The organism is Enterobacter sp. 168J2, assembly GCF_034107265.1.
Taxonomy (GTDB): domain Bacteria; phylum Pseudomonadota; class Gammaproteobacteria; order Enterobacterales; family Enterobacteriaceae; genus Enterobacter; species Enterobacter nematophilus.
The window spans coordinates 39,320-63,052 of record NZ_JAWNEB010000008.1 but is presented as its reverse complement, the minus strand read 5'-3'; the positions used below and the strand labels follow the sequence as shown (position 1 = coordinate 63,052).

At 56.4% G+C, this 23,733-nt stretch carries 19 protein-coding genes; 11 read left to right on the top strand and 8 right to left on the bottom strand.

Annotation, left to right across the window (positions count from 1 at the left end; translation table 11 throughout):
- Nucleotides 1-28: 28 nt before the first annotated feature.
- Nucleotides 29-1,936, bottom strand: a complete 1,908-nt coding sequence (locus USG84_RS18590) for a PTS mannitol transporter subunit IICBA (protein WP_028015047.1) — start codon at nucleotides 1,934-1,936, stop codon at nucleotides 29-31.
- Between the two features lie 636 nt (nucleotides 1,937-2,572).
- On the opposite strand from USG84_RS18590, the gene USG84_RS18585 reads away from it, so the two are divergent.
- From USG84_RS18585 to selB, 5 genes are all read left to right on the top strand, one after another.
- On the top strand, nucleotides 2,573-2,929 hold the full coding sequence (locus USG84_RS18585) for a DUF3302 domain-containing protein (protein ID WP_028015048.1): 357 nt from the start codon (nucleotides 2,573-2,575) through the stop codon (nucleotides 2,927-2,929).
- Nucleotides 2,930-2,931: 2 nt separating this feature from the next.
- Nucleotides 2,932-4,068, top strand: coding sequence for an HlyD family secretion protein (locus USG84_RS18580; RefSeq protein ID WP_061096611.1), 1,137 nt, complete (start codon nucleotides 2,932-2,934; stop codon nucleotides 4,066-4,068).
- Nucleotides 4,069-4,158: 90 nt separating this feature from the next.
- Nucleotides 4,159-4,767: a glutathione S-transferase gene (locus tag USG84_RS18575; RefSeq protein WP_151412678.1), complete on the top strand. Its 609-nt coding sequence runs from the start codon at nucleotides 4,159-4,161 to the stop codon at nucleotides 4,765-4,767.
- 103 nt (nucleotides 4,768-4,870) lie between these two features.
- A complete protein-coding gene (selA, locus tag USG84_RS18570) occupies nucleotides 4,871-6,256 on the top strand; it encodes an L-seryl-tRNA(Sec) selenium transferase (RefSeq protein WP_320738414.1) in 1,386 nt (461 codons plus the stop codon).
- The gene (selB, locus tag USG84_RS18565; protein WP_320738413.1) at nucleotides 6,253-8,091 is read left to right on the top strand and encodes a selenocysteine-specific translation elongation factor; all 1,839 of its coding nucleotides are present in this window, start codon (nucleotides 6,253-6,255) and stop codon (nucleotides 8,089-8,091) included. The genes selA and selB overlap by 4 nt, the downstream gene beginning before the upstream one ends.
- Here selB and USG84_RS18560 read toward each other — a convergent pair.
- Nucleotides 8,088-8,972 carry an ROK family protein gene (locus tag USG84_RS18560; RefSeq protein WP_151412679.1) on the bottom strand — a complete coding sequence of 295 codons (885 nt, stop codon included), beginning with the start codon at nucleotides 8,970-8,972 and terminating at the stop codon, nucleotides 8,088-8,090. The genes selB and USG84_RS18560 overlap by 4 nt on opposite strands.
- A 165-nt stretch (nucleotides 8,973-9,137) precedes the next feature.
- On the opposite strand from USG84_RS18560, the gene aldB reads away from it, so the two are divergent.
- Nucleotides 9,138-10,676: an aldehyde dehydrogenase AldB gene (aldB, locus tag USG84_RS18555; protein WP_151412680.1), complete on the top strand. Its 1,539-nt coding sequence runs from the start codon at nucleotides 9,138-9,140 to the stop codon at nucleotides 10,674-10,676.
- On the opposite strand, the gene USG84_RS18550 is transcribed toward aldB, so the two are convergent.
- On the bottom strand, nucleotides 10,673-11,638 hold the full coding sequence (locus tag USG84_RS18550) for a LysR family transcriptional regulator (protein ID WP_151412681.1): 966 nt from the start codon (nucleotides 11,636-11,638) through the stop codon (nucleotides 10,673-10,675). The genes aldB and USG84_RS18550 overlap by 4 nt on opposite strands.
- A gap of 117 nt (nucleotides 11,639-11,755) precedes the next feature.
- Between USG84_RS18550 and USG84_RS18545 the strand changes: the two genes are divergently transcribed.
- The 3 genes from USG84_RS18545 (at nucleotide 11,756) to USG84_RS18535 (ending at nucleotide 13,310) form a co-directional block, all read left to right on the top strand.
- Nucleotides 11,756-12,496 carry a MipA/OmpV family protein gene (locus USG84_RS18545; protein WP_248071797.1) on the top strand — a complete coding sequence of 247 codons (741 nt, stop codon included), beginning with the start codon at nucleotides 11,756-11,758 and terminating at the stop codon, nucleotides 12,494-12,496.
- Nucleotides 12,497-12,705: 209 nt separating this feature from the next.
- A complete protein-coding gene (locus USG84_RS18540; protein ID WP_151412682.1) occupies nucleotides 12,706-12,891 on the top strand; it encodes a type II toxin-antitoxin system HicA family toxin in 186 nt (61 codons plus the stop codon).
- 14 nt (nucleotides 12,892-12,905) lie between these two features.
- Nucleotides 12,906-13,310 (top strand): type II toxin-antitoxin system HicB family antitoxin, encoded by a 405-nt coding sequence (locus tag USG84_RS18535; RefSeq protein WP_080329864.1) that lies wholly within the window; start codon nucleotides 12,906-12,908, stop codon nucleotides 13,308-13,310.
- A 43-nt stretch (nucleotides 13,311-13,353) separates the two neighbouring features.
- Here the strand turns inward: USG84_RS18535 and USG84_RS18530 are convergent, their stop codons facing one another.
- Nucleotides 13,354-15,303 (bottom strand): glycoside hydrolase family 127 protein, encoded by a 1,950-nt coding sequence (locus USG84_RS18530; protein ID WP_253540270.1) that lies wholly within the window; start codon nucleotides 15,301-15,303, stop codon nucleotides 13,354-13,356.
- Between the two features lie 10 nt (nucleotides 15,304-15,313).
- On the bottom strand, nucleotides 15,314-16,714 hold the full coding sequence (locus USG84_RS18525; RefSeq protein ID WP_151412683.1) for an MFS transporter: 1,401 nt from the start codon (nucleotides 16,712-16,714) through the stop codon (nucleotides 15,314-15,316).
- A 221-nt stretch (nucleotides 16,715-16,935) separates the two neighbouring features.
- On the opposite strand from USG84_RS18525, the gene USG84_RS18520 reads away from it, so the two are divergent.
- Nucleotides 16,936-17,754, top strand: a complete 819-nt coding sequence (locus USG84_RS18520) for a helix-turn-helix domain-containing protein (protein ID WP_061096598.1) — start codon at nucleotides 16,936-16,938, stop codon at nucleotides 17,752-17,754.
- A 57-nt stretch (nucleotides 17,755-17,811) separates the two neighbouring features.
- Here the strand turns inward: USG84_RS18520 and avtA are convergent, their stop codons facing one another.
- Together avtA and USG84_RS18510 are read right to left on the bottom strand one after the other, a co-directional pair.
- Complete coding sequence (gene avtA, locus USG84_RS18515) at nucleotides 17,812-19,068, bottom strand: valine--pyruvate transaminase (RefSeq protein WP_151412684.1); 1,257 nt, start codon at nucleotides 19,066-19,068, stop codon at nucleotides 17,812-17,814.
- Between the two features lie 246 nt (nucleotides 19,069-19,314).
- Nucleotides 19,315-21,345, bottom strand: coding sequence for an alpha-amylase (locus USG84_RS18510; protein ID WP_320738412.1), 2,031 nt, complete (start codon nucleotides 21,343-21,345; stop codon nucleotides 19,315-19,317).
- 314 nt (nucleotides 21,346-21,659) lie between these two features.
- Between USG84_RS18510 and USG84_RS18505 the strand changes: the two genes are divergently transcribed.
- Nucleotides 21,660-22,484 carry a protein bax gene (locus USG84_RS18505; protein ID WP_071888220.1) on the top strand — a complete coding sequence of 275 codons (825 nt, stop codon included), beginning with the start codon at nucleotides 21,660-21,662 and terminating at the stop codon, nucleotides 22,482-22,484.
- A 38-nt stretch (nucleotides 22,485-22,522) separates the two neighbouring features.
- Here USG84_RS18505 and xylR read toward each other — a convergent pair whose 3' ends face one another.
- Nucleotides 22,523-23,701: a D-xylose utilization transcriptional activator XylR gene (xylR, locus tag USG84_RS18500; RefSeq protein ID WP_061096594.1), complete on the bottom strand. Its 1,179-nt coding sequence runs from the start codon at nucleotides 23,699-23,701 to the stop codon at nucleotides 22,523-22,525.
- Between the last annotated feature and the right edge of the window lie 32 nt (nucleotides 23,702-23,733).

The window sequence follows — 23,733 nt, the reverse complement described above, 5'->3', positions numbered from 1 at the left end:
CCCCAAAGGGGAGAGGGAAGAGGCGCTGCTATTTGTTGAGCAGGGCCAGAACTTCTTCAACGCTTTCAGTTTGTGCCAGGCGCTCGATGACGGACTCGTCGTCCAGCGCGTTGGTCAGGCTGGTAATCACCTGAATGTGCTCGTTATTGCGAGCGGCGATACCAATCACCAGACGGGCGATGTCGTCCTCTTCTTCACCGAAGCGCACGCCATCAGGATACTGACAGAACACTACGCCGGTTTTCAGCACGCGGTCTTTCGCTTCAACCGTACCGTGCGGAACCGCGATGGATTCGCCCAGGTAGGTTGGCGTCAGTTTTTCACGTTCCAGCATCGCGTCAACGTATTCTGGCTGAACGTAGCCGCCTTTCACCAGCTGTTCACCCGCGAAGCGAATCGCCTCTTCTTTGGTGCTCGCGGTACGGCCGAGGAAGATGTTCTCCGCGCCCAGCTTAAACAGGTGAGCATTGCTCTCGTCAAAGCTGTCCTGCAGGCTGGTACGCACTTTCACTTCGTTGTCTTCGTGACGCTGCGCGGCAACCAGACGTTCGGTCAGGCTGGTGTACAGGCCGCTGTCCAGGAAGTTGGTCAGCGAGATGTGCTGTGCCTGCGGTACCTGACGCATAGCGCGCTCGGTCAGATCGCGGTGCGTGATCACCAGGTCAACGTCCGGCGGCAGGTTGTTAATCGCGCTGTTGGTCACGGAGATATTGGTCAAACCCGCATCCTGCACTTTCTTACGCAGCACACCTGCACCCATAGCGCTGGAGCCCATACCGGCGTCGCAGGCAACGATGATTTTACGCACGTGGCTCAGGTCGTTAGAGACATCGCCAGCCGCCAGCGGGGTCGCGCCTTTGGATTCGGCTTTCATGTCGTGCATACGACGGGTTGCCGCTTCGATATCGTCGTCTTCTTTCACCTTGCTGGTTTTCAGCAGGATAGAAGAGACCACGAAGGAGACCGCCATCGCCGCACAGATCGCCGCGATATTCGCGAAGTACGCGCCTTTCGGCGTCATCGCCAGCACCGCCAGGATAGAGCCCGGAGAAGCAGGGGAGACCAGACCGCCGCCCAGCACGCTCAGGGTGAACACGCCGGTCATACCGCCGAGGATAACGGCCAGGATCAGACGTGGGTTCATCAGCACGTACGGGAAGTAAATTTCGTGGATACCGCCCAGGAAGTGGATGATAGCCGCGCCGCCAGCAGACTGCTTCGCGCTGCCGCGGCCAAAGAACATGTACGCCAGCAGAACGCCCATACCCGGACCCGGGTTCGCTTCAATCAGGAAGAAGATGGACTTGCCGAGATCGTGAGACTGCTGAATACCCAGCGGCGAGAAGATACCGTGGTTAATGGCGTTGTTCAGGAACAGGATTTTCGCCGGTTCAACGAAGATAGACGCCAGTGGCAGCATGTCGTGCGCTACCATGAAGTTAACGCCCGCCGCCAGCAGTTTGGAGAGCACTTCAACAGCCGGGCCAATACCGAGGAACGCCAGAATCGCGAGGATCATCCCGATGATGCCCGCAGAGAAGTTGTTCACCAGCATTTCGAAGCCGGATTTGATCTTGCCATCAACCCAGACGTCGAATTTCTTAATCGCCCAGCCGCCCAGAGGACCGGCAATCATCGCACCGAGGAACATCGGCATATCCGCACCGACGATAACACCCATGGTTGTGATGGCACCCACGACGCCACCACGGTCACCGCCCACCAGACGACCACCGGTATAACCGATGAGCAGCGGCAGGAGATAGGTAATCATTGGGCCGACAAGTTTCGCCAGCGTTTCGTTAGGCAACCACCCTGTCGGAATGAACAATGCGGTGATAATACCCCACGCGATAAACGCGCCGATATTTGGCATCACCATGTTGCTGAGGAAACGACCAAAGCTTTGAACTTTGATCTTGAAATCGGATGACATAAAACACCCCTTCTTATGTTTACGCTTAGGCTTGCGGCCCGAGGTTTATCGTTAATGTGCGGCGGCAGAGGTAGCCGGGCCCTGTTCTGATGCTGTGAAATCTGGCACTGAATCGTTCAACTGTCCAGACAGCGGAATTTTGTGTGATACATGTCACGTAAATCTAGGGGGTGTGGCGCTGAATGGGGTGATCTGAATCACAAAATTGGTGGGTGAAAAAAATACGATGGCGAGAAATAGAGCAAAAACCACCTCTTTATGTGATTGATGTCACATTTTGTTTTTGCAAGTTTGTTTCTGGATTGTGACTGGTTTCACAAAATATTTTTATGCAGATTTCTCCGACTGCTATCGGCGTCAGGATGGCCTGGAGTGACACGTAAAGCTAAAAAAATACTCTTCATATGTTGTATGGCGAAAAGTTAAAACCTGAATTACGCTCATAATGTAAGGTTGAGTATATTATTATTCAGGATATATTTTGACACGCTTATAAACTTGCATGGAGATATTATAAAAACCGATACTCCCCGGCTCTGAAATAATCAGCGTACCTTTTAAATTTAAAAATAAATTAATTAGGCTGCGTGCTGTTTTATTAATGTAATGAGTTGACGTTGTTTAAGTGAGGAGAATATGTTTCTCAACTATTTCGCGCTGGGCGTGTTGATTTTTGTATTTCTGGTTCTTTTTTACGGAATCATCGCCATCCATGACATCCCCTATAATATGGCCAAAAAGCGCAATCATCCCCATGCCGATGCTATTCATACGGCAGGCTGGATCAGCCTGTTTACGCTCCATGCCATCTGGCCGTTCCTGTGGATTTGGGCCACGCTGTACCGGGAAGATCGCGGCTGGGGAATGCAGAACCACATCACTAAGCCTGATGAGGTTCCGGGCATGGACGCACTGGCCAAACGCGTGGCCGAGTTAGAACACAAGCTGGCAGCGGTTCAGCCCTCTGATGATAAAAACACGCTGGAGCGCTAATCATGGATCTGTTGATTATTCTGACCTATGTGGCATTTGCCTGGGCAATCTTTAAAATATTCCGTATTCCGGTAAACCAGTGGACGCTTGCTACCGCGACGTTAGGCGGGGTGTTTATTGTTGCCGGACTTATTCTGCTAATGAACTATAACCATCCGTATACCTTTACGGCGCAAAAAGCGGTAATTTCCATTCCGATTACGCCGCAGGTCACGGGGGTGGTTACGGAAGTGACCGATAAAAATAACCAGCTCATTAAAAAAGGCGAAGTGTTATTTAAGCTGGATCCGGGCCGCTATCAGGCGCGCGTCGACAGACTGAAGGCAGACCTGGTGACCGCGACGCACAATATCGACAATCTGAAAGCGCAGCTTTCGGAAGCGGTTGCCAATACGACACGCGTCTCCGCTGAACGCGATCGCCTGTATAAAGATTATCAGCGCTACCTGAAGGGCAGCCAGGCGAAGGTGAATCCGTTCTCTGAAAGCGATATAGATAACGCGCGGCAGAACTATCTGGCGCAGGATGCCATGGTGAAAGGCTCCGTTGCTGAACAGAAGCAGATTCAAAGCCAGCTGGACAGCATGGTAAACGGCGAGCAGTCGCAAATTGCCTCGTTACGCGCCCAGCTTGCTGAAGCGAAATACAATCTCGATCAGACAGTGGTGCGCGCGCCGAGCAATGGCTATATCACCCAAGTGCTGATCCGTCCGGGAACCTATGCCGCCGCGCTGCCGCTGCGCCCGGTGATGGTCTTCATTCCTGAACAGAAGCGTCAGATTGTGGCCCAGTTCCGTCAGAACTCGCTGCTGCGTCTGAAGCCGGGCGATGAAGCGGAAGTGGTATTTAACGCGCTGCCGGGCCAGGTGTTCACCGGTAAGCTCACCAGCGTTCTGCCGGTGGTGCCGGGCGGGTCGTATCAGGCACAGGGCGCATTGCAGGCACTGACCGTTGCGCCGGGTACGGATGGCGTACAGGCGCTGATTGAGCTGGAGCCTAACGCCGACGTCGATGCTTTGCCGGACGGTATTTATGCCCAGGTGGCGGTCTATTCGGATCATTTCGCCCACGTCTCGGTGATGCGTAAAGTGCTGCTGCGTATGACCAGCTGGATGCACTACCTCTATCTCGATCACTAATCCTTCCGGGGCAGGAATGCGACACGCATACCTGCCCTTTTTTCATCGCTTGATCCATACTGACTTTTTCCCGGCATCAAGGATCAGGCAATGAAACTCATCGGTAGCTACACCAGTCCCTTCGTGCGAAAAATCTCGATTCTCCTGCTGGAGAAAGGGATTGAATTTGAATTCGTCAATGAACAGCCCTACAACGCCGAAAACGGCGTCGCGCAGTATAACCCGCTGGGGAAAGTTCCGGCGCTGGTAACGGACGAGGGCGAATACTGGTTCGATTCCCCCATTATTGCAGAGTATATCGAGCTGCTGGGCGTTGCCCCGGCAATGCTGCCGTCTAACCCTAAAGCGGCGCTGGCGGTGAAGCAAATTGAAGCCCTGGCCGACGGCATTATGGATGCGGCACTTATCTCCGTACGCGAGCAGGCGCGTCCCGCCGCCCAGCAGTCAGAAAACGAATTGCTGCGCCAGCGGGAAAAAATCAGCCGCAGTCTGGATATGTGCGAACAGCTTATCCGGGAGGGCAAGATCCACACCGACAGCCTGAACCTGGCAACCATCGCTATCGCCTGCGCCATCGGCTATCTCAACTTCCGCCGGGTGTCCCCTGGCTGGTGCGTGGACCGTCCGCTGCTGGTGAAACTCGCTGAAACGCTCTTTAGCCGCGAGAGCTTTGCCCGTACAGAACCGCCAAAGGCTTGACGCGGGTTATAACACTTCGGCGTCGGAGGCGGTACAATCCCTCCACATGTTAACTCCCTCTCCCGTCGGGAGGGGGGAAGATATTTACTCGCCAGGCGCTTTCATGACTACTCATCATTCGCTGTACAGCCAGATCCCCGCGACCGACCGACTTCTTCGCGATCCCCGCATTCATGCTGCCGTTGAGCGCTTCGGCCATACCGCGACGGTGGAGATGCTGCGTCTGCTTCAGGATGAAGCCCGCGGCCATATCCAGGCCGAAAATGCCTTGCCCGACTGGTGCGCGGCGTGGGAGCAGGAAGTGGAGCATCGGCTGGGCGAGAAGGCGCAAAGCGCGTTACGCCCGGTGATTAACCTGACGGGGACCGTGCTGCACACCAACCTGGGACGCGCCCGGCAGGCGGAAGAGGCTGTGGCTGCGGTCGTGCAGGCCATGCGCTCGCCGGTGACGCTGGAGTACGATCTGGACGGCGCCGGGCGCGGGCATCGCGATCGCGCGCTGGCGGATCTGCTCTGCCAGCTAACCGGCGCGGAGGATGCCTGCATTGTGAATAACAACGCGGCGGCGGTGCTGCTGATGCTGGCGGCGACCGCAAGCGGCAGAGAGGTGGTAGTGTCCCGCGGCGAGCTGGTGGAGATTGGCGGGGCGTTTCGCATCCCGGACGTGATGCGCCAGGCGGGCTGCACGCTGCATGAAGTGGGTACGACTAACCGTACCCATGCGAATGATTATCGCGCGGCGGTGAATGAAAACACCGCCCTGCTGATGAAGGTCCACACCAGCAATTACCATATTGAAGGCTTCACCAAAACGGTTGAAGAGGCCGAGCTGGCGGCGATTGGGCGCGAGCTGAATATTCCGGTGATTGCCGATCTTGGCAGCGGCTCGCTGGTGGACCTCAGCCAGTACGGGTTACCGAAAGAGCCGATGCCGCAAGAGATGATCGCCGCGGGCGTGAGCCTGGTCAGCTTTTCCGGCGACAAACTGCTGGGCGGGCCGCAGGCCGGGATTATCGTCGGCAAGCGCGAGCTGATTGCGCAGCTGCAGCAGCACCCGCTCAAGCGCGCCCTGCGGGCCGATAAAATGACCCTTGCCGCGCTGGACGCGACGCTGCGGCTCTATCTCCACCCGGAGAAACTGGCCGACCGCCTGCCCACGCTGCGCCTGTTAAGCCGGGATGCCGCCTCGATTCGCGCCCAGGCCGAACTGCTGCTGCCGCGCGTTGCCCCGCACTACCCCGATTTTGACGTTCGCATTGAGCCCTGCCAGTCGCAGATTGGCAGCGGTTCGCTGCCGGTGGACAGGCTGCCGAGTGAAGCGCTCACCTTCACCCCGCGTGATGGGCGCGGTAGCCGCCTTGAGGCCCTGTCGTTGCGCTGGCGCGGCCTGCCGACGCCGGTCATCGGACGGATTTACGACGGCCGCATGTGGCTGGATCTGCGCTGTCTTGAAGATGAAGAGCGATTTCTGGAGATGTTGTTGAAATGATTATTGCCACCGCCGGTCACGTCGACCATGGAAAAACTACGTTACTGCAGGCAATTACCGGCATAAACGCCGATCGCCTGCCGGAAGAGAAAAAGCGCGGCATGACCATCGATCTGGGCTATGCCTACTGGCCCCAGCCCGATGGCCGCGTGCTGGGCTTTATTGATGTTCCGGGGCATGAAAAGTTTCTGTCCAACATGCTGGCGGGCGTAGGGGGTATCGACCATGCCCTGCTGGTGGTGGCGTGCGATGACGGCGTGATGGCGCAAACCCGTGAACATCTGGCGATCCTCCAGCTGACCGGCAACCCGCAGCTGACCGTCGCGCTGACCAAAGCCGATCGCGTTGACGACGCGCGCATCAGCGAGGTGCGCGAAGCGGTGCAGGCGACCCTACGGGAATATGGTTTTGCCGATGCGCCGCTTTTTGTCACCGTGGCGACTGAAGGGCGCGGTATCGACGATCTTCGCCACCATTTACAGCAGCTTTCGTCGCGCGAACACGCCAGCCATCACCGCTTCCGTCTGGCGATTGACCGGGCGTTTACCGTCAAAGGCGCGGGTCTGGTGGTCACCGGTACGGCGCTGAGCGGTGAAGTGAAGTTGGGCGATAGCCTGTGGCTGACGGGCGTTAATAAGCCGATGCGCGTGCGCGGCTTGCATGCGCAAAACCAGCCTGCGGAGCACGCCCACGCAGGGCAGCGGATCGCGCTCAACATTGCCGGGGATGCGGAAAAAGAGCAGCTTAACCGCGGCGACTGGCTGCTGGCCGACGCCCCGCCCGAGCCGTCTGACCGCGTCATTGTCTCCCTGCAGACAAACGTGCCGCTGACCCAATGGCAGCCGCTGCATATTCACCACGCGGCCAGCCATATCACCGGGCGGGTGTCGCTGCTGGAAAACGATCTTGCCGAACTGGTTTTTGATGCGCCGCTCTGGCTGGCGGACAACGACCGTCTGGTGCTGCGGGATATTTCCGCACGGGAAACGCTGGCCGGAGCGCGGGTGGTGACGCTGAACCCGCCGCGACGCGGCAAGCGTAAGCCTGAATACCTGCAATGGCTGGCTGCGCTGGCGCAGGCTCGGGATGATAACGCCGCGCTGCGGGTGCATCTTGAGCGCGGGGCGGTGAGCCTGAGTGATTTTGCATGGGCGCGCCAGCTGAGCGGCGAAGGGTTGCGTCAGCTGACCCAACAGCCGGGCTTTATTCAGGCCGGCAACAGCCTGCTCGATGCGCCGGTGGCTGCACACTGGCAGCGTAAGTTACTTAACACCCTCGCGACTTACCATGAACAGCATCAGGATGAACCCGGTCCTGGTCGTGAGCGCCTGCGGCGCATGGCGCTGCCGACGGAAGACGATGCGCTGGTGCTGCTGCTGATTGAAAACATGCGCGAAAGCGGGGTGATTAAAAGCCATCACGGCTGGCTGCATCTGCCGGATCACAAAGCCGGGTTCACCGCAGAGCAGGAGGCAATCTGGCAAAAAGCGGCCTCGCTGTTTGGCGATGAGCCGTGGTGGGTTCGCGATCTGGCGCGTGAAACGAACACCGACGAGCAGGTGATGCGTCAGGTATTGCGCCATGCGGCGCAGCAGGGGCTGATAGTCGCGATCGTGAAAGATCGTTATTACCGTAACGATCGCATTGTGGCGTTTGCTAACCTGATCCGCGAACTGGATCAGGCGCGCGGCTCCACCTGCGCAGCCGATTTCCGCGATCGGCTGAACGTAGGCCGCAAGCTGGCGATTCAGATCCTGGAATATTTCAACCGTATCGGGTTTACGCGTCGCCGGGGTAATGACCATCTGCTTCGCGACGCGCAGCTGTTCCCTTAAGCGTTACGAGCGAGCTTCTGCTTCGCCAGCCATACCGCGCCCAGTCTTCCCGCCTGGTTACCCAGCTCGCAGGGCAGAATGGGCACCTTGAGCGCTTCCCATTCCTCGAATCGCTGCAGGTACTTATCGAGCAGGAGATAGATTTTCTCCTGCTCGCTTACCCCGCCGCCAATCAGCACTGCCTGTGGATCGAACATCGAGATCACGCTATAAACGCCGCGCGAGAGAAAATGCGCCCAGGCTTCAATAGCTTCGCGCAGGTGCACATCGCTCTCCATGCGTTTAAACAGCTCCTCGCCGTCAGGCATCTCTTCTTCTGATACGGCCAGCGCGCGGCGGCAGGCTTTCATCAGGCCGCTGGCAGACGCAACCTCGTGCATCGGTTCGCCCTTGTCCCCCACGGGCAGCACGCCAAATTCACCGGCGCGGTAATGCGACCCGCGATAGAGATCCCCTTCCATCACAATCCCGCCACCGATGCCCGTGCCGATGGTGATACAGACGAAATGCTCGTAATCCTTACCCGCGCCCTGCCAGCGCTCGCCCAGCGCCGCACAGTTGGCGTCGTTTTCTACGGTGACGGGAAGGTCGGTCAGACCGGCGAAAAGTTCGCACAGGTTTTCGCCGTCGAGGTACTCGAGCGCGCCCGCTTTAGCCGCTTCGCCGCTGTGGTGGTTAATATGGCCGGGAAAGCTCACGCCGATACCGACGATGTCGTTTTCGTCCTGATACGCTTCAACCACCGCTTTCCACTTCTTTTTGAAGGTATTTTTATCCTCAGGGGTATCGTACTCGTCCGTCGTCAGCTCCTTGCCATTTTCATCAATCACGCCGTGCTTGATGTGGGTTCCGCCTACGTCAAAACCGATAAATAGCTGCATCGCATCGTTCCTTATGAGCTCTTGAACTGTTAAGTATGGCTCAGTGGCAGAAACGAAACGTAAAGTACGGTAATCCGTGATACGGCTCGTAAACCCGTCACCCACTGGCGAGAAAACCGCCAGCCGGGACTACCCTTGTTGTACAACAACAGCAAGGAGACGGTCATGACAAACAATCCTCCCTCTTCGCGTATCCAGCCCGGCGAGTATGGTTTTCCCCTCAAGCTGAAGCCTCGCTATGACAACTTTATCGGCGGCGACTGGGTGGCCCCCGTCGACGGCGAATACTATTCCAACCTGACGCCCGTTACCGGCCAGCCGCTGTGCGAGATTGCCAGCTCCGGCAAGCGTGATATCGATTTGGCGCTGGATGCGGCGCACAAAGCGAAAGATAAATGGGGCAACACCTCCGTTCAGGATCGCGCCGCCATTTTGTTCAAAATCGCCGACCGCATGGAGCAGAACCTGGAGCTGCTGGCGACGGCGGAAACCTGGGATAACGGCAAGCCGATTCGGGAAACGATGGCGGCAGACGTGCCGCTGGCTATCGACCACTTCCGCTATTTTGCCTCCTGTATTCGCGCGCAGGAGGGCGGAATAAGCGAAGTTGACAGCGATACCGTGGCGTACCACTTCCACGAACCGCTGGGCGTCGTCGGGCAAATTATTCCGTGGAACTTCCCGCTGCTGATGGCGAGCTGGAAAATGGCGCCCGCGCTGGCCGCCGGGAACTGCATTGTGCTCAAACCGGCGCGTTTAACCCCGCTCTCGGTCCTGCTGCTGATGGAAATTGTGGGCGATCTTCTGCCGCCGGGAGTTATTAACGTGGTGAACGGCGCGGGCGGTGAGATAGGGGAATATCTGGCCACCTCAAAACGGATCGCTAAAGTGGCGTTTACCGGGTCGACGGAAGTGGGCCAGCAGATTATGCAGTACGCCACGCAAAACATCATTCCGGTGACGCTGGAGCTGGGCGGGAAGTCTCCGAACATTTTCTTCGCGGACGTGATGGAGGAAGAGGACGCCTTCTTCGATAAGGCGCTGGAAGGGTTTGCGCTGTTCGCCTTTAACCAGGGCGAAGTCTGCACCTGCCCAAGCCGCGCGCTGGTGCAGGAGTCCATCTACGAGCGCTTTATGGAGCGGGCCATTCGCCGCGTCGAGTCTATCCGCAGCGGTAATCCGCTCGATAACGTCACCCAGATGGGCGCGCAGGTCTCGCACGGACAGCTGGAAACCATCCTCAACTACATTGATATCGGCAAGAAGGAAGGGACGGATATCCTGACCGGCGGTCGCCGTAAGGTGCTCGGCGGGGATCTGCAGGAAGGGTATTACCTTGAGCCGACGATCCTGTTCGGACAGAACAACATGCGCGTCTTCCAGGAGGAGATTTTCGGACCGGTGCTGGCCGTGACCACCTTCAAAACGATGGAGGAGGCGCTGGATATTGCCAACGACACGCCGTATGGCCTGGGGGCGGGGGTCTGGAGCCGTAACGGTAATCTGGCCTATAAAATGGGCAGGGGCATACAGGCCGGGCGCGTCTGGACCAACTGCTACCACGCCTATCCGGCGCACGCGGCGTTTGGCGGGTATAAGCAGTCGGGCATCGGGCGTGAAACCCACAAGATGATGCTGGAGCACTACCAGCAGACGAAATGTCTGCTTGTCAGCTACTCCGATAAACCGCTGGGGCTGTTCTAATCCCCCGGTTCAGGCCGTCCGTGGGCGGCCTGAGCAATTTGCTGGCGCAGACGGTTCAGTACGCCATCCAGAACATACTGTACGCGCCAGGGCTGGTATTCGCGTTTGCGGAAGATAGCGGTTAGATCGAGCCACCACTCTTCCTGGTGCGGGAAGCAGGGGACCAGCGTGCCCTGCGTTAATTCTTTCTTCAGGCTTTCTTTCGGCGCGAACACAATGCCAAGGTTATTTCTTGCCAGCTCCAGGGCCGTCTGCGTATTGTCGCAAATATAATTGCCGGTCACCCGATAATCATGCACATCCTCACTGCCGTGTACGCGAAAACGCCAGATATTGGCATCATCGACGAGCATGGAGTCGATCAGGATACACGAGTGATTAATTAAATCTTCAGGTCCGGTTAAAGGGTGTTTATTTAAATATTCCTGGGTAGCGAATGCCGTGACGGAATATTTCGTTAACACGCTGGCGACAAGATTTTCATCTTTAGGTTGCGCATAGGTAATTAAAATATCGCAGTCGTCCGGGAAGGACACGCCTTCTGAATATTCGTTGCGATCCAGGTTGTAGGTTTTCAGGGAAATGCGAATGTCCCCGATGTCCTTTATCTGGTGGATCACGTGGCGCGCGAGATAGGTCACGATGCCCGTTGGGGCGTAAATCGTGACTTTTCCACGCTTTTCATGCTTGTAATCAGCAATGAAATTAATAAGTTGCGTATTTTTGTCCAGCGTGGCGTCGACATAAGGAAGTAATGCTTCACCGAACTGCGTCAGAGCGAGCTGGCGGGTCGTGCGCTCAAAAACCTTCAGCCCAACCCGCGTTTCAAAATCCGAGAGATATTTACTGACGTTGGCCTGCGCCATGCCCAGCAGGGCGGCGGCATCACCAATGCTGTGGGTGGCTGCGATGACGGAGATTATTTTTAATTCGCGTGGCTTTAGCTGTAATTTATTCATCATGCGCACCCATCTATATGGTTTTATATATAATATTATATAAACCGCAGCGTTGCACAGGCAAATTTGTAACCATTATTATTCGCCCCGCTTATTTGGCGTATAAATGGATTACTTCACATGACTATTAAATACAATTTACTGATTGCTGCCACGTTATTTGCAACATCTTCTGCAATGGCCGGTGACTTTTCACTTGGCGCGGGGGCCGTATTTAATGAGTCTCCTTACAAAGGCTATAACGAAAATACCACCGCGGTGCCGTTAATTAGCTATGAGGGCGATCGCTTTTATGTTCGCCAGACCACGGGCGGATGGATCCTGTGGAAAGACGCAAAAAATGAACTCAGCCTGACCGCATCCTGGATGCCGCTGCATTTTGATCCGGACGATAACGACGACCATCAGATGAAGCAGCTTGATGAGCGTAAAGCCTCTGCGTTCCTCGGCGGTGCGTACTACCGCCACGAAAGCTGGGGTTCTTTGAAAGTGGCGGTCTCTGGCGATGCCACGGATGAAAGCGGCGGCGTGGTGGGCGAGGTATCCTACTTCCGCCCAATCAGGATGGAACGCCTGACCCTGACGCCCTCTGTCGGTGTTTTTTACAGCGACGAAAGCTATAACGACTACTACTACGGCGTATCCGGCAGCGAGTCTCGCCGCTCAGGTCTGGATCAATACACCGCTGGCGACAGCTGGACGCCGTACGTTGGCCTGGCAGCTAAATATCAGCTAACCCAGAAGCTGTACCTCAACGCCAGCGCGGTCTATACCGTGCTGCCTGACGACGTGAAGAACAGCCCGATGATCGACCGCGACGACAGCTTCGCGCTGATGACCGGCCTGACCTGGCGTTTCTGATGCGATAAAGCCGGGTGGCGGCGTTGCCTTGCCCGGCCTACGATCGTGCCTGCATATTTGTCTGCAATACAATGTATTCCTTTTTCATTTCTCGATGCTTCTTCCCGTTCCGTCAAAACACCGCTGCACTGATGTTCCTTGTGAGCTAATGTGATTTAACCCGGTAGTGATGGTGTGTATTATGTGTATAATCATGGAAGGATTGGGATGTGAAAAGTGCGGATGTCATTACTGTTCTGATCGGCCACGGCTGGAAATGTGTCAGAACGAAAGGAAGCCATCATCAGTTTCGCCATCCCGTGCAGAAAGGACTGGTTACCGTCCCACATCCTAAAAAGGATATTAAACCGGGCACGCTCGCGCAGATATGGCGGCAGGCGGGAATCAAACACTGATATCAGGAGTAGTTATGTTTTATCCGGCTTACATTCATTCTGATACCGACGGCAGCGCCAGCGGCTTTTTCCCTGACGTTCCAGGCTGTTTTTTTGCAGGTGATTCCCTGGATGACGCATTTCAGGATGCACGTGAGGCGCTCACAGCGCACTTCGAAGCGCTGTTTGAAATGGATGAAGCATTGCCGCTCCCGGGTAACGTGGAAGCGCACCTGGAAAGTCACCCTGACGACTTCACTGGCGGACAATGGCTTCTGGTGGATATCAATATGAAACAGTTCGACGGCAGGGCCGAGCGTATCAACATCACGATGCCTCGTCGTTTACTGATGAAGATTGACTCCTTTGTCAGCGAGCATCCTCAGTTCAGCAATCGAAGTGCGTTTCTGGCTGAGGCAGCACGTCGCGTGCTGCCATAGCGTTCACCCTCTCCCGTGGGTGAGAGCAACAGACCGAATATATTCAGCCTTCATCCACCCATATCCGCATTTCCCCTTCTCCCCGGTTAGCCCAGCTAAACCACGGAATAAAGGTCAACGTCTGGGGCTGACGCTGTATCGGCGGGCGGTCGTACTGCCACAGCGCATTCGTGTCCTTTGCCTGGCACCCAATCCCCTCTGCCTGTATCAGCATCTTGTGCGCGAAGATGCCTTTGCCTTCAAACACCCGGAACTCGCTCTCTCGGGGCAGGGAGAGGTTATGCAGGTTGGCGCCGTTATCCGCTTCTTCCAGGCAGTAAACCAGCGGTCCGCGCTGGAGCGCGACTTTACCCGCCTGCTGGCGCACCTGGGGGTTACCGTACACGCGGCGGACCGGCATCGGTAGCGTCAGGGTCAGGGTGTCGCCTTCCTGCCAGCGGCGGTTGAGGTAGAGGTATCCGCGTGAAGCTTCACCGGTAATGGCTTCGCCATTCAGCGAAACAGCAGGTTCCGCGCACCAGTCCGGCAGCCTGAGTGCCAGCGTGTGGGTGACCGGAACCAGCGAGGTGATTTCGATCTTCACCTGCTCCTGCCACGGATAGTTACCGCTAATGCGCAGCTGTAGGGTGCTATCCCCCACCGGAATGGCGACATCGTTCCCCACGTACAGGTTAATCAGCAGCGCATCCGGGCGAACAGTATAAATGTAGTGCCCCAGCGAGGTCAGTACGCGGGCGATATTCGGCGGGCAGCAGGCGCAGCCGAACCAGCGCTGGCGCACCGGCTTCACGTGGTCATAGATATGGTTAAAGGCCAGCGTTTTCGGGTGCACTTCCAGCGGGTTCACATAAAAGAAATGCTTACCGTCCAGCGCCATCCCGCCCAGCACCGTGTTATACAGCGCGCGCTCCATCACGTCGGCGTAGTGGCCTTCTGCCTCCATCTCCAGCATCCGGCGGGCAAACATCATCAGGCCGATTGAGGCGCAGCTTTCGGCGTACACCGTATCGTTGGGCAGATCGTAATCGCTGCTGAACGCTTCCCCGCTGCTCTGCGAGCCAATCCCGCCGGTAATGTACAGCTGGCGCTGCGCCATGTTGTTCCACAGCCGCAGACAGTCCTGCCGTTTACCCTCGTCATGACTCAGGCGCGCCAGGTGCGCCATGCCCGCCATCAGGTAGACAAAACGCACGGCGTGGCCGATGGCCGTTTGCTGCTCGGCAAGCGGCTGATGCGCCTGGCTGTAGGCTTTGTCCTTGACCATCCACGCCGGGCCATAGGTGTTCCAGTAAGACGTTTTGCCGCGCTTCTCGTATTCGCTATCGTAGAAGTGAGGCTGCGCGCCGCGTTCTTCGATAAAGTATTTCACCAGATTGAGATAGCGCGGCTCCTGCGTGATGTCGTACAGCCGCATCAGCGCCAGCTCGATTTCCGGGTGGCCAGGGTAACCGTGTAGCTGCGTCTCGCCCGGTCCAAACACGCTGTCGATATGGTCCGCCAGCCGGCACACCACGTCCAGCAGGCGACGTTTTCCGGTTCCCTGGAAATACGCCACGCCCGCTTCAATCATATGCCCGGCGCAGTACAGCTCGTGGCATTCGGCCAGATTCGTCCAGCGTTCCTCGGGGGCTTTTACCGTAAAGTAGGTATTGAGGTAGCCATCTTCACACTGCGCCGCCGCGACCAGCTCAATTACCTCGTCGGCGGTTTTTTCCAGTTCTGCATCCGGCTTCTGGCACAGCGACCACGCCACGGCTTCGAGCCATTTCGCCACGTCGCTGTCCTGAAATACCATCCCGTAAAACTCCCCCTGTTCCAGCCCGGCCGCGATGCGGAAGTTGGCGATGGCGTGGCTGGGTTCGGCCTCCGCCACGCGGTCGTTAAGCGCATCCCACTGGTATGGGATCACCACGTCACGGACCAGCCGTTGATATTGTCCGAGAAACGGATCGTTGATTTTCAGCTGGTGCAGGTCGGGTTCCATTATGAACATAGCGTTCTCCTCAGGACGGTACGTGACGCTGGCGCAGGTCGGTGGCAATGCGCGACATCACAGGGTTATTAAGCCTGCACCAGCGGATAGCGACCGCCAGCAGCAGGTGGAAAAGGGCAGGCAGCAGCGTCTCCATGGCGGTGATGCCCTGCAGTGAGGCTGGCGTCTGGTTGCCCGCGCCTGGCTGATAGGCCACGGCAATAAACACCAGGCTAATGATCCCGGCGCTGGACGCCCACGCAAGCTTGATGAAAAACAGGTTGAAGGCGAAGTTCATTCCCGACGAACGGACGCCGGTTTTCCACTCGCCGTAGTCATCGGCAAAGGCCATAAGCGAGAAGTGCAGCGGCAGGGTGAAGCCCAGGATCACGCCGTTGCTCAAAATGACGATCAGCCACAGCGTCTGGTGCGCCGGGCCACCCGGCAGAAACCACATGCCCACTGCAAGCGCCGCGAGCACCAGGTTGGTGTAGTAGTAGAGTTTGACGGTATCAATACGGCGGGAAAGCGGGCTGACGATCACCGCGCCCAGAATGGCGGCAAAGGTTACCATGGTGAAAAACAGCGAGGTGTACGCCGTGCTGCCCTGAAGCACGTAGGTGATGAAGTACATATATCCGCCGCCGCGAATGTTAAAGACGTTGATCAGCAGAAACGACATCAACAGCATCAGCAGCAGCTGATCGTTTTTACGCAGGCCCGCCAGGTGCTCGCGCAGGGTGAATTTGCCCATCAGCGCCAGCGGGACGCGTTCGCGCACCCAGAAGAAGCAGCACAGGAACATCACCACGGCGATGGCGCACAGCACGCCAACGCCCAGCTGATAACCCTTTGCGGCATCGCCCTGGCCCAGCTCCGCCACCAGCCACGGCAGGCCAACGGAGACCAAAAAGCCCGCCACGCCGCACAGCACAAAGCGCCAGGACTGGCAGGCGATCACCTCGTTGTGGCGGGTGGTCATGGTGTTAATCAGCGCGCAGTAGGGCACGTTGATGGCGGTATAGCCCACGGATAACAGCAAATAGGTGCCGAACGCCCAGGCGATTTTCACGCCCATGCTGGCTTCCGGAACGGTGAAGGTCAGTACGCCGATAATGCCTATCGGGACCGCGACCCACAGCTGCCAGGGACGAAAACGCCCCCAGCGGCTCTGCGTGCGGTCAGCAATGACGCCCATCACCGGATCGGAAATGGCGTCAAACACGCGAAGGGCAATAAACAGCGTGCCCACCAGCGCAGGGGTGAGGCCAAATACATCGGTATAGAAAAAGGTCAGAAAGTTCATGATCAGGCAGGTAATCACCGTGCCGCCCGCATCGCCCAGGCCGTAGCCAATTTTCTCGCGGACGGACAGCCGGTTATCGACTTTCTGTTTTGCAACGTCTGCGTCTGTAATCGGTGTGGAAGTCATGGGTAACTCCTCGATAAACGATTTTTTATCGTATTTGTAGGTACCCCATTTATTCTGCATTCAACGGTCAGACCAACAAGGGAAGGGAAAAGTATAAAAAGGTGACGATTCCGACCTGATGATAAAAATGTGATTCCGATCGGACAGATATTCGAATATTAATTAATAATCAACGGGTAAGTTGAATATTAGCGGCAATAAAAGCGGAATGGTGAATATCCATGCTCGAATTATCCATAGCGCTTCCGGTTAAGGTCCAAAACGGCGGGCTATTTATCTCCCGCGGAGTGGGCCGCCATCCTGCGCGAAAATTAACATCGTGGGAGATTATTTTCGTCGAAAAAGGGACATTAACGATTCAGGAAGAAAATCATCTTTTTGACGTTAATGCGGGAGAGAGTTTGTTGCTCTGGCCGCAGCGTCGGCATGTGGGCGTGGAGGATTTTCCGGCGGACCTGCGCTTTTACTGGCTTCATTTTGAGGTGGAACCGCAAGATTCAGCGTTACCCAACGCCGCTCCTCTGGCAATAGAACAACACTGCCGGGTAAGGGATGCGGAATATGTAATTGCGCTATTTCGGCAATTCCTCAGCGAGCAGGAGAAATTACAGCGCAGCCTGGCGCTGGAGATGATTTTATTATTGATTTTACAGCAGGTGTCGAACTCTTCAGGATATGAAGACAGCGCCGATCAGGCCGGCGCGGCGATGGCCTGGAAGGCAAAACAGCTTATTCGCACGCAGTTTCATTTACCGATATCCACCTCGCAGCTGGCAAAAGCGTTGCACTGTAATGCGGATTATCTCGGGCGCGTATTTCGCCGGACTTTCCATTTAACCCTGACGGAGGCGATACATCGCCAGCGCGTCAGGGCGGCGGAAAAACTGCTGCTTAACGATTCTGCATCGTTAACCGAGGTCGCAGCGCGCTGCGGCTTTAATGACGTGGGGTATTTCCGGCAGATATTTTCTAAGCATACCGGGTTAACCCCCGCCGTCTGGAAACGGCGGTACTGTAAGGAGCATATTAACTCCGGTTGACCCGTGCCGGGGCCGCCAGACTACGCTCGACTCTGCGGCACAATCTGGCGTAACGCGTTATTGACCGCCTTCGTGCCAGGCTTTTTCAATTTCTTCGGCGAGAATTTTGACGCCCGCTTCGATTTTTTCCGGATCGGGCACGTAGTTCATGCGCATGCACTGGTGCGTATGCGGCCACGGCTTATCCAAACCCGGGAAGAAGTAATCGCCCGGCACCATCAGCACGCCGCGTTTTTTCAGGCGCTGGTAGAGCAATTCGGTGGTGATCGGCAGATCCTTAAACCAAAGCCACAGGAAAATCGCCCCTTCAGGTTTGTGGATCAAGCAGCGTTCTTCCGGCAAATAGCGGCGAAGCGTCGCAATCGTCTCCTGAACGCGCTGGTAATAGAACGGCTTGATCACCTCGTTAGACAGACGCAGCAGGTCGTTGCGCTTGATCATTTCGCACATCATCGCCGGGCCAATGCCGCCCGGTGAAAGGCTGATAATGCCGTTCATATTGGTAATGGCGGTGATGATTTTCTCGTTGGCGATGATGATGCCGCAGCGGCTGCCCGGCAGACCCAGCTTTGAGAGGCTCATGCACAGAACAATGTTCGGGTTCCACAGCGGGCGTGCTTCGCTGAAAATAATGCCCGGGAACGGTACGCCGTAGGCGTTATCGATCACCAGCGGGATGCCGTGCTGATTCGCCAGGACATCCAGCTTCATCAGTTCGTCGTCGGTAATCACGTTGCCCGTTGGGTTAGTCGGGCGCGATACGCAGATCATCCCCGTCTCTTCACCGATATGCAGGTGTTCAAAATCGACGTGGTATTTGAACTGGCCTTCCGGCAGCAGCTCGATGTTCGGGCGCGCGGAGACGAACAGATCCTCTTCCAGACCGGAATCAGCATAGCCGATATACTCCGGTGCCAGCGGGAACAGTACCTTTTTGGTTGTGCCGTCGGCACGACGCCCTGCGAAGAGGTTAAACAAGTAGAAAAACGCGCTCTGGCTGCCGTTTGTCAGTGCAATATTCTGTGGTTCGATATCCCAGCCCAGCTCTTCACGCAGCATTTTGGCAAGGAGAGTCAGTAGCTCGGTTTTACCCTGCGGACCGTCGTAATTGCAGAGCGCATCGGTCGCTTTGCCGTTTTCCAGCATCTGTGCGAGCAGCGTCTGGAAATAGGTCGTCATCTCCGGAATTTGCGCCGGGTTTCCGCCGCCGAGCATGATGGCGCCCGGTGTGCGCAGCCCGTCGTTGAGGTCCTCCATCAGGCGAGTAATGCCTGAATGGCGGGTGAATTTGTCGCCGAAAAGTGAAAACGTCATAGCAGGTGTTCTATCGAGCTTATTTTGAAAGTGGGTAACCATAACGCTAGCACCGTGCTGGTGCAAATCTGGGGGTGTGGTCGGATTTGTTTTTTTGTATGGCGGAGTTGGATTTGTGTAGTGAATAGTTCTGATGGAGGTACCCCTCACCCCGGCCCTCTCCCCAAAGAGGCGAGGGGGAAAAGACGGTGCCGTGCGGTTCCCTCTCCCCTGCGGGGAGAGGGTTAGGGTGAGGGGGCGGGGAAATTATTGATTACCCGCCCATACCACCATCACCTTATCGCCCTTGTGCTCGCGCACGAAGCCGTACCCCTCTTTCAGCGACAGCGTGGTTTGCCTGCCTTCACCGATCGCCGGATGGCGGGCGCGGAACTGGCCCAGCGTTTGCCAGTGGGCGACGGTTAAGGCCTGCTTGCCCGTCACGTCCTGCCAGTTCATATCCGAGCGGGTACCCTGCAGCGGGTCGGATCCCGTCAGGCCAAACGGACGCTCGGATTCATCCCCGTAATAGATTTGTACACTGCCCGGCGCCAGCAGGAGCAGCTCCGCTGCGCGCTGGCCCCCTTCGCGGAACAGGCGCGTGTCATGAGAAGATAGGTAGCTCAGGACGTTGAAGCTTTGCAGCTTTTCCGCCATCTGCTGCCACGTCAGGTCGATATCGGCTAGGCAATTCACCGCTTTCGCCGCCTGCTCCTGATAATCAAAGTTGATCATCGCGTCGAAACCGTGGCGGTAATAGTCGCTTTGCATCACCCCGTGGCCCCAGGATTCGCCGGTCATCCAGAACGGTGCGTTATCGAGCTTTTTGTCCGGGTTGGCCCCTTTCCACGCGGCCAGCGCCTGGCTTGCCTGGTCTTTCAACTGCTGCCAGGCCTCAAGCTCGACGTGCTTCGCGGTGTCCACCCGGAAACCGTCAATGCCGTAGTCGCGTACCCACTGGCTGAGCCAGTGGGTGAGATAGTCGCGCGGGGTATATCCCGGGATGGCCTTCGCGTGGGTATCGGGCTTGTGCTGATAAAAGTTGGGTAATCCGGAAGGGGCGGTGGATTCCGTTTTCAGATCCGGGAGAAACGCCAGCGACATGGTTAAATCGTCGAAGCCGGGGTTGTCGTAATCGCCAATGTCGGTGCGGATCCATTTCTTGCCCCACCATTTTTCCCATGCGGCTTTGTCGCTAAAGTTAATGTAGTCATTAAAACTGTGCCAGCTTTGGCCAGCGCCAGGCTTCCAGTCAGTCCAGCGGTTGCCCAGGGTCTTTTTCAGCTCATCCCCCTGCAGATACAGCGAGCCAAACTGGTACTCCTGCATGTCCGCAAGCGTCGCGTAGCCCGCGTGGTTCATGACGATATCGAACAGGACGCGAATGCCGCGCCTGTGCGCTTCATCAATAAGATGGCGCAGGTCATCCTCGGTGCCCATATTGGCATCGAGCTTCGTCCAGTCCTGGGTGTAGTAGCCGTGATAGGCGTAGTGTGGGAAGTCCCCTTTGGTGCCGCCTCCTACCCAGCCGTGGATCTGCTCAAGCGGGGAGCTTATCCAGAGCGCGTTCACCCCCAGCTGCTGTAAATAGTCGAGCCTGCTGGCGAGCCCTTTGAGATCGCCACCGTGGAAGGTGCCAATCTCCTGCATGCCGTCTTTGTGGCGGCCATAGCTATTGTCGTTGCCCGGGTCGCCATTCACAAAGCGGTCGGTTAGCACAAAATAGACGGTGGCGTTCTGCCAGCTAAACGGCGCTGGTTTGTCGGTTTCGGCGCGCTCAAGCAGCAGCAGGCCACCACTGCTGGCGGCTGGCTGCAGGGTAATGTTTCCGTTCTGCACCGTCGCGGTCTGTTTGCTGTAGAAATCACGCACCACGGTGCCTTCCGGGAAGGTATGGCTGACGTCCAGCGTCAGCGGTTTACCGTCCCACTTCGGGCACTGACGGATAACGTTTGCAACCGGCTGTTCTGCGGCACTCTGAATGGTCAGCAGCAGGGTCGGCGTGCCGGATCGGGTATCAATCCGCATCTGGTATTCACCGTCGCGGAACAGGCGCCACTGCGGCGGTGTGCCGTCGCAGGGCTTGAGCGACAGCATCTCATTGAGTTTTATCGCCTCCGAAGGCTGCCAGCACGTCTTGTCAAAACTCAGCGTCAGAGGACGCGTACCCTTCGCAAGCTTTGCCTGGCTGGTAAAAACCCCGGTGCCTTCGGCGTGAAATGCGTTAAACCCCGGCGATGACCAGTCGGCATGTGCCAGAGCGGGTAACATCAGAAATGCTAATGCGGTGCGTTTCATTCCATTTTCCTGTCGCGGCATTTTTGACCAGTGTGCCATCAGGTTGTGGTTAAAAACTCATCCCCCATCGCTTTCTCCCGGGAGGACGCGTGAGGATGAGTGATCCCGCGCAAAATGAGGCAGTTATCTGCGATATCGCACACATTTTTTCAGCAATGATGTTTTTATGAGCAAGTTTCAGGTGACATAGTTTCAGATTTGGACTATTTCTATACGTGCTCTTGAAGTCTATTTTTGATATGATTTGAGATTCCGCTCTCAAATTTGTGAAAAAAATAAGGTGTTGGGATGATTACATCCGACCAGGAGACCTAATGATATCGACTCCCATTCGACGATATGGGGCCGCGATACTCATGTTACTCACCACGACATTTTCGGGTGGGGTGCTTGCGAAGACGCACACGGATACAACGAGTAAGAAAGCCCACGTAATAAAGACGACAAGTAGTAAGGTTAGCAGTAAACAAGAGTATTCTCGCAATAGTGCAAAGAGTAGTTCACTTCCTGATTTGCGAAAATACCCTTCCGGAACACCAAGAAAAAAAGCGTTTCTCCGGACGGTAATGCCTTACATAACAAGTCAAAATGCCGCGATTACGGCGGATCGTAACTGGCTGATTTCAAAACAGTACGATAGCCGCTGGTCGCCGTCTGAACGCGCGCGTTTGAAAGACATCACGAAGCGCTACAAGCTGAGCTGGAACGGCAACACGCGTCGCGTACCGTGGAATGCTCTCCTTGAGCGTGTGGACATTATCCCAGGCAGCATGGTTGCGACCATGGCAGCAGCCGAAAGCGGCTGGGGAACGTCTAAGCTGGCGCGTAATAACAACAACCTGTTCGGCATGAAGTGTGCGAAAGGGCGTTGTAATAATGCGCCTGGCAAAGTGAAGGGCTATTCACAGTTCGAATCAGTAAAAGATTCCGTGAATGCTTACGCGGTGAATCTTAATACGCACCCGGCCTACTCATCGTTCCGTAAATCACGCGCTCAGTTGCGTAAAGCGGATCAGGAAGTAACGGCCAGCGCAATGATTCACAAGCTGAAAGGTTATTCGACGAAGGGAAGTAGCTATAACAACTATTTGTTCGCTATGTACCAGGATAACCAGCGCTTAATTGCCGCCCATATGTAATCTCAAAAAACGCCTTCCATCGGAAGGCGTTTTCTTTTCTATATCAGCACCTCGCTGTGGCGATCCCGGTACTCTTTTGGCGTGGTGTCATACTCTTTGCGAAACACCGAATAGAAATACTGTAGCGACGGGTAGCCGCACATCTGCGAGATTTCGTTGATCGACAGTGACGTAGAGACAAGCAGGCTGCGGGCCTTCTCCAGCTTCTCCGCATGGATGACGGCATGGATGGTTTCGCCCACCTCTTCTTTAAACCGCTTCTCCAGATTCGAGCGGGAAATGCCCACCGAGTCCAGGACCTGATCGACCTTAATCCCTTTGCAGGCATGGTTGCGAATATAGTGCATGGCCTGAATGACGGCCGGATCGCTTAGGGAGCGATAATCGGTTGAGCGACGTTCCACGACGCGGACAGGCGGCACCAGCAGGCGCTGAAGCGGCAGAGACTCTTTATCCAGCAGACGGTGCAGCAGCTTCGCCGCCTGATAGCCCATCTGACGTGTGCCCTGTGCAACGGAGGAGAGCGCCACGCGGGACAGATAGCGGGTAAGCTCTTCGTTATCAATGCCAATCACGCACAGTTTTTCAGGCACCGGGATATGCAAATGTTCGCAGACCTGCAGCACGTGTCGGGCGCGGGCGTCCGTGACGGCAATAATCCCGGTTTGCGGCGGCAGCGTTTGCAGCCAGTCCGCCAGGCGGTTTTGCGCGTGCTGCCAGTTTTCCGGTGCGGTTTCCAGCCCCTGATAGACCACGCCGCGGTACTTCTCCTGCGCGACCAGCTGGCAAAATGCATGTTCACGCTCAACGGCCCAGCGCTTGCCGCTGGTGGTGGGTAAACCATAGAACGCGAAGCGATGAACGCCTTTCTCCTTTAAATGGAGAAAGGCGGCCTCGACCAGGGCATGGTTATCGGTAGCGATATAGTGAACCGGGGGATAGTGTTCGGGTGAATGGTAGGAGCCGCCGACGCCCACTATCGGGACGTCGACGTCGGTCAGCAGCTGCTCGATGACGGGATCGTCATAGTCGGCGATGACGCCATCGCCCAGCCAGTCTTTGATGTTCTCCAGGCGGGTGCGGAAGTCTTCCTCGATAAAAATATCCCACTCGGATTGCGACGCCTGCAAATATTCACCAACACCTTCCACCACCTGACGGTCGTAGGCTTTGTTGGCATTGAATAACAACGTAATGCGGTGACGCTTTTCAAACATGGCTCGCTTCCCAATTAAGTCACAATGCGGTT